The 7,487-nt window shown below is 63.1% G+C and carries 5 protein-coding genes and 1 tRNA gene; all 6 read left to right on the plus strand.

All coding sequences use genetic code 11. The annotated features are described in order from the left end of the window. The first annotated feature begins 54 nt into the window (after positions 1–54). The 6 genes from AC07R0_RS11535 (at position 55) to AC07R0_RS11560 (ending at position 7,340) form a co-directional block, all read left to right on the plus strand. Positions 55–1,617 carry a methyl-accepting chemotaxis protein gene (locus tag AC07R0_RS11535; RefSeq protein WP_495104914.1) on the plus strand — a complete coding sequence of 521 codons (1,563 nt, stop codon included), beginning with the start codon at positions 55–57 and terminating at the stop codon, positions 1,615–1,617. A 124-nt stretch (positions 1,618–1,741) separates the two neighbouring features. Beyond that, positions 1,742–2,846 (plus strand): peptide chain release factor 2 gene (gene prfB, locus AC07R0_RS11540; protein WP_143029217.1). Its coding sequence is split into 2 segments (ribosomal slippage): positions 1,742–1,822 and positions 1,824–2,846, totalling 1,104 coding nucleotides; the frame shifts between segments, so codons are not numbered across the junction. Next, complete coding sequence (locus AC07R0_RS11545) at positions 2,846–3,535, plus strand: HAD family hydrolase (RefSeq protein ID WP_495104915.1); 690 nt, start codon at positions 2,846–2,848, stop codon at positions 3,533–3,535. The genes prfB and AC07R0_RS11545 overlap by 1 nt, the downstream gene beginning before the upstream one ends. Next, complete coding sequence (pepN, locus tag AC07R0_RS11550) at positions 3,525–6,230, plus strand: aminopeptidase N (protein ID WP_495104916.1); 2,706 nt, start codon at positions 3,525–3,527, stop codon at positions 6,228–6,230. The genes AC07R0_RS11545 and pepN overlap by 11 nt, the downstream gene beginning before the upstream one ends. 12 nt (positions 6,231–6,242) lie before the next feature. Continuing rightward, entirely contained in the window at positions 6,243–7,250 is a 1,008-nt protein-coding gene (locus AC07R0_RS11555) for a class 1 fructose-bisphosphatase (protein WP_495075292.1), read from the plus strand. A 14-nt stretch (positions 7,251–7,264) separates the two neighbouring features. Further along, positions 7,265–7,340 (plus strand) — tRNA-Thr (locus AC07R0_RS11560). Positions 7,341–7,487: the final 147 nt, after the last annotated feature.

Genomic DNA, 7,487 nt, shown 5'->3' on the forward strand with positions numbered 1-7,487 from the left:
GTGCCAATATGTAAGCGTCATTGGCTATACAGGCGCTGCCCCCAGCGATACCCCATGAAACTAAGCCTGAAACTTCCGCTGGCGTTTGCCGCTGCGTTGGTCTTGGTCCTGTGTGCCGCGCTGTTCGGCATCTACCAGCTGAACCAGTCCCTGAACACCTACCAGACCACAGTACAGACCAGCTACGGCAACGAGCGCGCCATTGCCAAGCTGCTCAACGACTTCAAGGTCCAGGTGCAGGAATGGAAGAACGTCTTGCTGCGCGGCAAAAACCCGGAGCAGCTGGACCGCTACTGGAAGGCATTCCAGACCAAAGAGAGCGAAATCGCCCAAGCCACCAACGCCCTGCAGCAGGCTTTGCCCGCCGGCGAAGCGCGCAGCCAGGTCGAACGCTTTGCACAAGCCCACCAGACCATGGGTGCGGCCTACCGCAAGGGCTTTGAGGCCTTCAAGGGCGCCGATTTCGATCCGGCGGTGGGCGATAAAGCCGTCCAAGGCTTGGACCGCGAGCCCAGCAAGCTGCTGGACGAGGCCGAAAAAGCCATAGGCACCGACAGCCGCGCCATCGCCGACCAGGCCGCCAGCAAGGGCCAGCGCGCCACCACAATCAGCCTGGCCATCATGCTGCTGGCCTGCATTGCCGTGATGCTGGCCAGCTGGCGCTTCAGCCGCACCATTACCACCCGGCTCGGCCATGCGCTGGGGGTGTCGCAGTCAGTGGCCCGCGGCGACCTGACCGCCGCCCAGGCCGTGGCGGGCAAAGACGAGCTGGCCGATCTGCTGAACGCGCTGCACAGCATGCAAACCAGCCTGTCCACTGTGGTCGCCAACGTGCGCTCCAGCGCCGAAAGCGTGTCCAGCGCCAGCCAGGAGATCGCCGCCGGCAACCACGACCTGAGCTCGCGCACTGAGGAACAAGCCTCGGCACTGGAGCAAACCGCCGCCTCCATGGAAGAGCTGGGTGCCACCATCCGGCAGAACACCGACGGCGCCGAACATGCGAACCAGCTGGCCGTGAAAGCCTCGTCGGTGGCGCTGCACGGCTCGGAGGTCTTCACCCGCGCCGCCGACACCATGACAGGCATCACCGAAGCCTCGCGGAAGATATCCGACATCATCGGCGTAATCGACGGCATCGCCTTCCAGACGAACATCCTGGCGCTGAACGCCGCGGTCGAGGCAGCGCGCGCTGGCGAACAGGGCCGCGGCTTTGCGGTGGTGGCAAGCGAGGTGCGCCAGCTGGCCAAGCGCAGCGCCGACGCGGCCCGCGAGATCAAGGCCCTGATCCAGACCAGCGTGCAGCGCATGGCCCAGGGCTCGGCCCTGGTGGACGAAAGCGGTGCGGCGATGCAGGAGGTGGTGACGTCTATCCGCCGCGTCACCGACATCATGGGCGAGATCAGCGCCGCCAGCCAGGAGCAAAGCCGCGGCGTGCAGCAGATCAGCGAAGCCGTGACCCAGATCGACCAGACCACCCAGCAAAACGCCGCCCTGGTGGAAGAAAGCGCGGCCGCCGCCGACAGCCTGCAGCACCAGGCGGCCGAGCTAGTGCGCACGGTGTCGGTGTTCCGGCTCAGCGGCGCTGCGCCCGGCCTGGGCAAAGCGCTTTTGACCTGAAGCAGCGAAAGCCCGGCCTGCCGCCCGGACGTCATGAGAGGCGTGAGAAAATAATGGGTTAGGCCCTCGGCTCACCCAACTGGCCGGCTGCCGCAGCCGACCAGTGCACTCAAGGAAGACTCTCATGGAAGCAGAACGCATCAACACCATCGGCAACCAACTCAGTAGCCTGAGCGTACGGACGGAAGATTTACGGAGGTATCTTTGACGTCGATGCCAAAGCCGAGCGCCTGCGCACCGTCAATGCATCGCTAGAAGACCCCAGCGTCTGGAACGACCCAAAGAAGGCCCAAGAACTGGGCAAAGAGAAGAAACTGCTCGACGGCGTGGTGCTGGCGCTGGAAAAGCTCACCCGTGAGCTGGCTGACAACACCGAGCTGTTCGAAATGTCGAAGGAGGAAGGCGACGAAGACGGCCTGATCACCATCGAAACTGAAACCGCCAGCCTGGCCACCGAAGTCGAGGCGCTGGAATTCCGCCGCATGTTCAACCAGCCGGCCGACCCCCTGCCCTGCTTCCTGGACATCCAGGCCGGCGCCGGCGGCACCGAGGCTTGCGACTGGGCCAGCATGCTGCTGCGCCAGTACCTGCGCTATGCCGAACGCAAGGGCTTCACGGCCACCGTGGAAGACATCACGGACGGCGACACCGCGGGCATCAAGGGCGCGACCATCAAGATCGAGGGCGAATACGCCTTTGGCCTGCTGCGTACAGAAACCGGCGTGCACCGCCTGGTGCGCAAGAGCCCGTTCGACAGCTCGGGTGGCCGCCACACCAGCTTTGCCAGCGTGTTTGTCTACCCTGAAATCGACGATTCGATCGAGATCGAGATCAACCCCAGCGACGTGCGCACCGACACCTTCCGCGCGTCCGGTGCTGGTGGCCAGCACATCAACAAGACCGATTCGGCCGTGCGTCTGACGCACATCCCCACCGGTATCGTGGTGCAGTGCCAGGACGGCCGCAGCCAGCACAGCAACCGCGATGTGGCCTGGAAGCGCCTGCGCTCGCGCCTGTACGACTTCGAGCTGCGCAAGCAGCAAGAGGCGCAGCAGAAGCTGGAAGACACCAAGACCGATGTAGGCTGGGGCCACCAGATCCGCAGCTATGTGCTGGACAACAGCCGTATCAAAGACCTGCGCACCAATGTCGAAGTCTCGGCCACGCAAAAGGTGCTGGACGGCGACCTGGACATCTTCATCGAAGCCTCTCTGAAACAAGGCGTTTAATGCAAGCTCTTTTCGCGCAGCCCACCAAGGCCCTGATCTTCGACATGGACGGCACCATGATCGACTCCATGCCGCACCACACCTCCACCTGGCTGGACTTTGCCCAGAAGCACGGTGTGGACATGGAGATCGACGAAATCATGCGCCGCACCACCGGCCGCACCGGCCTGGAATGCGTGCGTCTGCTGCTGGACCAGCCGGATATGGACGATGCTCTGGCCTGGGAGCTGGTGCACGAGAAAGAGCAGCTGTACCGCGACATCTTCGGCCCCATTTTCAAGGAAGTGGCTGGCTTCAGCGCCTTCTATGCAGCCACCCGGACGCGCGGCCTGAAGGTTGGCGTGGGCACGGCGGGCGACATCCACAACGTGGAATTCGCCCTCGGCCATTTGCAGATGAACCCACCACCCGACGCCATCGCGCGCGGCGACGAGGGCCTGACCGGCAAGCCCACACCCGCTATCTTTTTAGCAGCGGCAGAGCGCATAGGCATTGCGCCGGAACACTGTATCGTGTTCGAAGATGCGCCCTTTGGCATAGAAGCTGCACGCCGCGCCGGCATGCGTGCCGTCGGCATCTGCAGCACCAACACGCCTTCAGCCCTGGCCGGGCCGCACGTGATCACCTGCGTGCGCAATTACGACGAACTCTTGCAATCGAATTTTCTGGGGAACCTCCATGTATCGTGAAGGACAGGCGACAGCCATCCACCGGGCAGACTACACCGCGCCGGCTTTCTGGATCGACACGGTCGAGCTCTGCTTCGACCTGGACCCGACCAAAACCCGCGTGCTCAACAAGATGCGCATGCGCCGCAACCCGGATGTGCCCGCGCAAGCGCTGCGCCTGGACGGCGAAGAGCTGAACCTGGCGCGCGTGCTGGTCAACGGCCAGGGCGCATCCTTCAAGATCGAGGACAACCAGTTGGTGCTGGGCAGCCTACCGAGTGCCGACGAAGGCGCTTTTGATCTGGAAATCTTCACCACCTGCGCGCCCATCAAGAACACCAAGCTGATGGGACTGTTCGTCAGCAACGACACCTTCTTCACCCAGTGCGAGGCCGAGGGCTTCCGCCGCATCACCTACTTCCTGGACCGCCCGGACGTGATGGCCAGCTACACCGTGACGCTGCGCGCCGACAAGGCCAAGTACCCGGTGCTGCTGAGCAACGGCAACCTGGTAGACCACGGCCCACTGGCTGGACCTGACAATGTGGGCCGCCATTTCGCCAAGTGGGTGGACCCGTTCCGCAAGCCCAGCTACCTGTTTGCCCTGGTGGCCGGCCAGCTGGTCAGCCGCGAACAGAGCATTACCGCGCGCAACGGCAAAGAGCATTTGCTGCAGGTCTTTGTGCGCCCCGGTGATCTGGACAAGACCGAGCACGCCATGCATTCGCTGATGGCATCGATCGCCTGGGACGAAGCCCGCTTCGGCCTGCCGCTGGACCTGGAGCGCTTCATGATCGTCGCCACCAGCGACTTCAACATGGGCGCCATGGAGAACAAGGGCCTGAACATCTTCAACACCAAGTTCGTGCTGGCCAACCAGGCCACTGCGACGGACACCGACTACGCGAATATCGAATCGGTGGTGGGCCACGAGTACTTCCACAACTGGAGCGGCAACCGCGTCACCTGCCGCGACTGGTTCCAGCTCAGCCTGAAGGAAGGCCTGACCGTTTTCCGCGACCAGGAATTCAGCCTGGACCTGTGCCGCGACCCGTCGGCCAAGGCGGTCAAGCGCATTGAAGACGTGCGCGTGCTGCGCACTGCCCAGTTCCCCGAAGATGCGGGCCCGATGGCCCACCCGGTGCGGCCCGACAGCTACATCGAGATCAACAACTTCTACACCGTCACCATCTACGAAAAAGGTGCGGAAGTGGTGCGCATGATGCAAACCTTGGTGGGCCGCGACGGCTTCGCCAAGGGCATGACGCTGTACTTCGAACGCTTCGACGGCCAGGCCGTGACCTGCGACGACTTCGCCCAGGCCATCGCCGACGCGAATCCGCAGTCCGACCTGGCGCGCCTGCTGCCCCAGTTCAAGCGCTGGTACAGCCAGGCCGGCACGCCCCGCGTGCAAGCCACCGGCGTCTACGACGCAGCCGCGCAGAGCTACACGCTGACCCTGACGCAAAGCTGCGCCCCCACGCCCGGCCAGTCGCAGAAAGAACCGTTTGTGATCCCCATCGGCCTGGGCCTGCTGGCACAGGACGGCAGCACACTACCTCTGCAAACCGCCGACGGCAGCACGCTTGCCGAACCCTACACCTTCGTAATGCACGAGGCGACGGAAACCCTGAGCTTCGTCAACCTGGCCGCAGAGCCCGTGCCCAGCATCCTGCGCGGCTTCTCTGCACCGGTGACACTGGCCTTCGACTACACCGATGCGCAGCTGCTGACCCTGCTGGCGCATGACACGGACGCCTTCAACCGCTGGGAAGCCGGCCAGCGCCTGGCGGTTCGTTCTGCTATTACATTAATAGCTAGCGACGCAGATATTACCTGCGCCAAACCGCTAAACGATGCCTATATTGAAGCCATGCGCAGCGTGCTGCGCCACCCCGCGCTGGACGCCGCCTTCAAGGAACTGGTACTAACCCTGCCGTCCGAAACCTATCTGGCCGAACAGCTGGACGTGGTGGACCCGCAGCGCATCCACGCCGTGCGCGAAGCCATGCGTAGCCAGCTGGCCCACGCCCTGGCAGACGACTGGGCCTGGGCCTACGAGACCTACGGCGATACCGGCGCCTACCGCCCCGACCCGCTGTCCAGTGGACGCCGGGCCCTGGCCGGCATGGCGTTGACCCATCTGTGCCTAGCCGCCTTGACCAACGGTGACACGATATGGCCGGGCAAGGCCTACCAGCGCTTCAAGGATGCGGGCAATATGACCGACCGCTTCAACGCCCTCAGCGCCCTGGTGTCCAGTGGCAACGCCCTGGCCGCCCCGGCGTTGCAGCGTTTCCACGCCCTGTTCAAGGACGAGGCCCTGGTGTTGGACAAATGGTTTGCCCTGCAGGCCGGCGCCACCGACCGCAACGGCAACATCCTGCCTGCCGTGCGCCAACTGCTGAAGCACCCCGACTTCAGCCTGCGCAACCCGAACCGGGCGCGCAGCCTGGTGTTCAGCTTCTGCAGCGCCAATCCAGGCGCCTTCCACCGCCGCGACGCCGCCGGCTATGTGTTCTGGAGCGAGCGCGTGATCGAACTGGACGGCATCAACCCCCAGGTCGCCGCCCGACTAGCGCGCGCACTGGACCGCTGGAAGAACCTGACCGAACCCTACCGCAGTGCCGCCCGCGAAGCCCTGGCCCGCGTGGCCGCCAAAGCCGATCTCAGCAACGACGTGCGCGAAGTAGTTACGCGCGCACTGGCCGACTAAACAAGGAAACCCATGTCCAAAAACATATCCCTCACCCGCTACCTAGTAGAGCAGCAACGCGTGGACGGCCTGATTCCGGCCCAGCTGCGCCTGCTGCTGGAAGTGGTGGCCCGCTCCTGCAAGAGCATCAGCCATGCCGTCAACAAGGGCGCGCTGGGTGGCGTGCTGGGCACCGCCGAATCTGAAAACGTGCAGGGCGAAATCCAGAAAAAGCTGGACATCATCGCCAACGAGGTGCTGATCGAAGCCAATGAATGGGGCGGCCACCTGGCGGCCATGGCATCCGAAGAGATGGAAAGCATTTACGCCGTGCCGAACCGCTATCCGCAGGGCGAATACCTGCTGCTGTTCGATCCCCTGGACGGCTCCAGCAACATCGACGTGAACGTCAGCATCGGCACCATCTTCAGCGTGCTCAAAAAGCCCGATGGCGATGCCGCCGTGGGTGAAAAAGACTTTCTGCAGGCTGGCCACCACCAGGTTGCTGCCGGCTACTGCGTCTACGGCCCGCAAACCACCCTGGTGCTGACCGTAGGCGACGGAGTCGCCATGTTCACGCTGGACCGCGAGCAGGGCTCCTTTGTGCTGACACAGGAGAACGTGCAGATTCCGCCAGACACCAAGGAATTTGCCATCAATATGAGCAATATGCGCCACTGGGACACGCCGGTGAAGCGCTATGTGGAAGACTGCCTGCAAGGCAGCGAAGGCCCGCGTGGCAAGGACTTCAATATGCGCTGGATCGCCAGCATGGTGGCCGATGTACACCGCATCCTGACGCGCGGCGGCGTCTTCCTCTACCCCTGGGACAAGCGCGAGCCCAACAAGCCCGGCAAGCTGCGCCTGATGTACGAAGCCAACCCCATGGGCTGGCTGATCGAACAGGCCGGCGGCGCAGCCAGCACCGGCACCCAGCGCATCCTGGACATCGTGCCGGAGAAGCTGCACGAACGCGTGAGCGTGATCCTCGGATCAAAAAATGAGGTGGCTCACATTAATAGCTACTTCTCCAAGCTATAATCCAAGGCTAACGTGCCGGTGTAGCTCAGTCGGTAGAGCAGCTCATTCGTAATGAGAAGGTCGGGTGTTCGATTCATCTCTCCGGCACCACGTTGAATTTAAAAGCCCGCTGTCCAAAAGATAGCGGGCTTTTGCATTTTGCAGACGGTTTGCACATTGCCTTAGAACCTGTTCAAAATCTTTTTTGATACTGACTTTCCGCTAAGCTGCTGGCCCCATGAGAGCCAAGTACCCCAG

It is taken from the genome of Rhodoferax sp. GW821-FHT07F03, assembly GCF_059418745.1.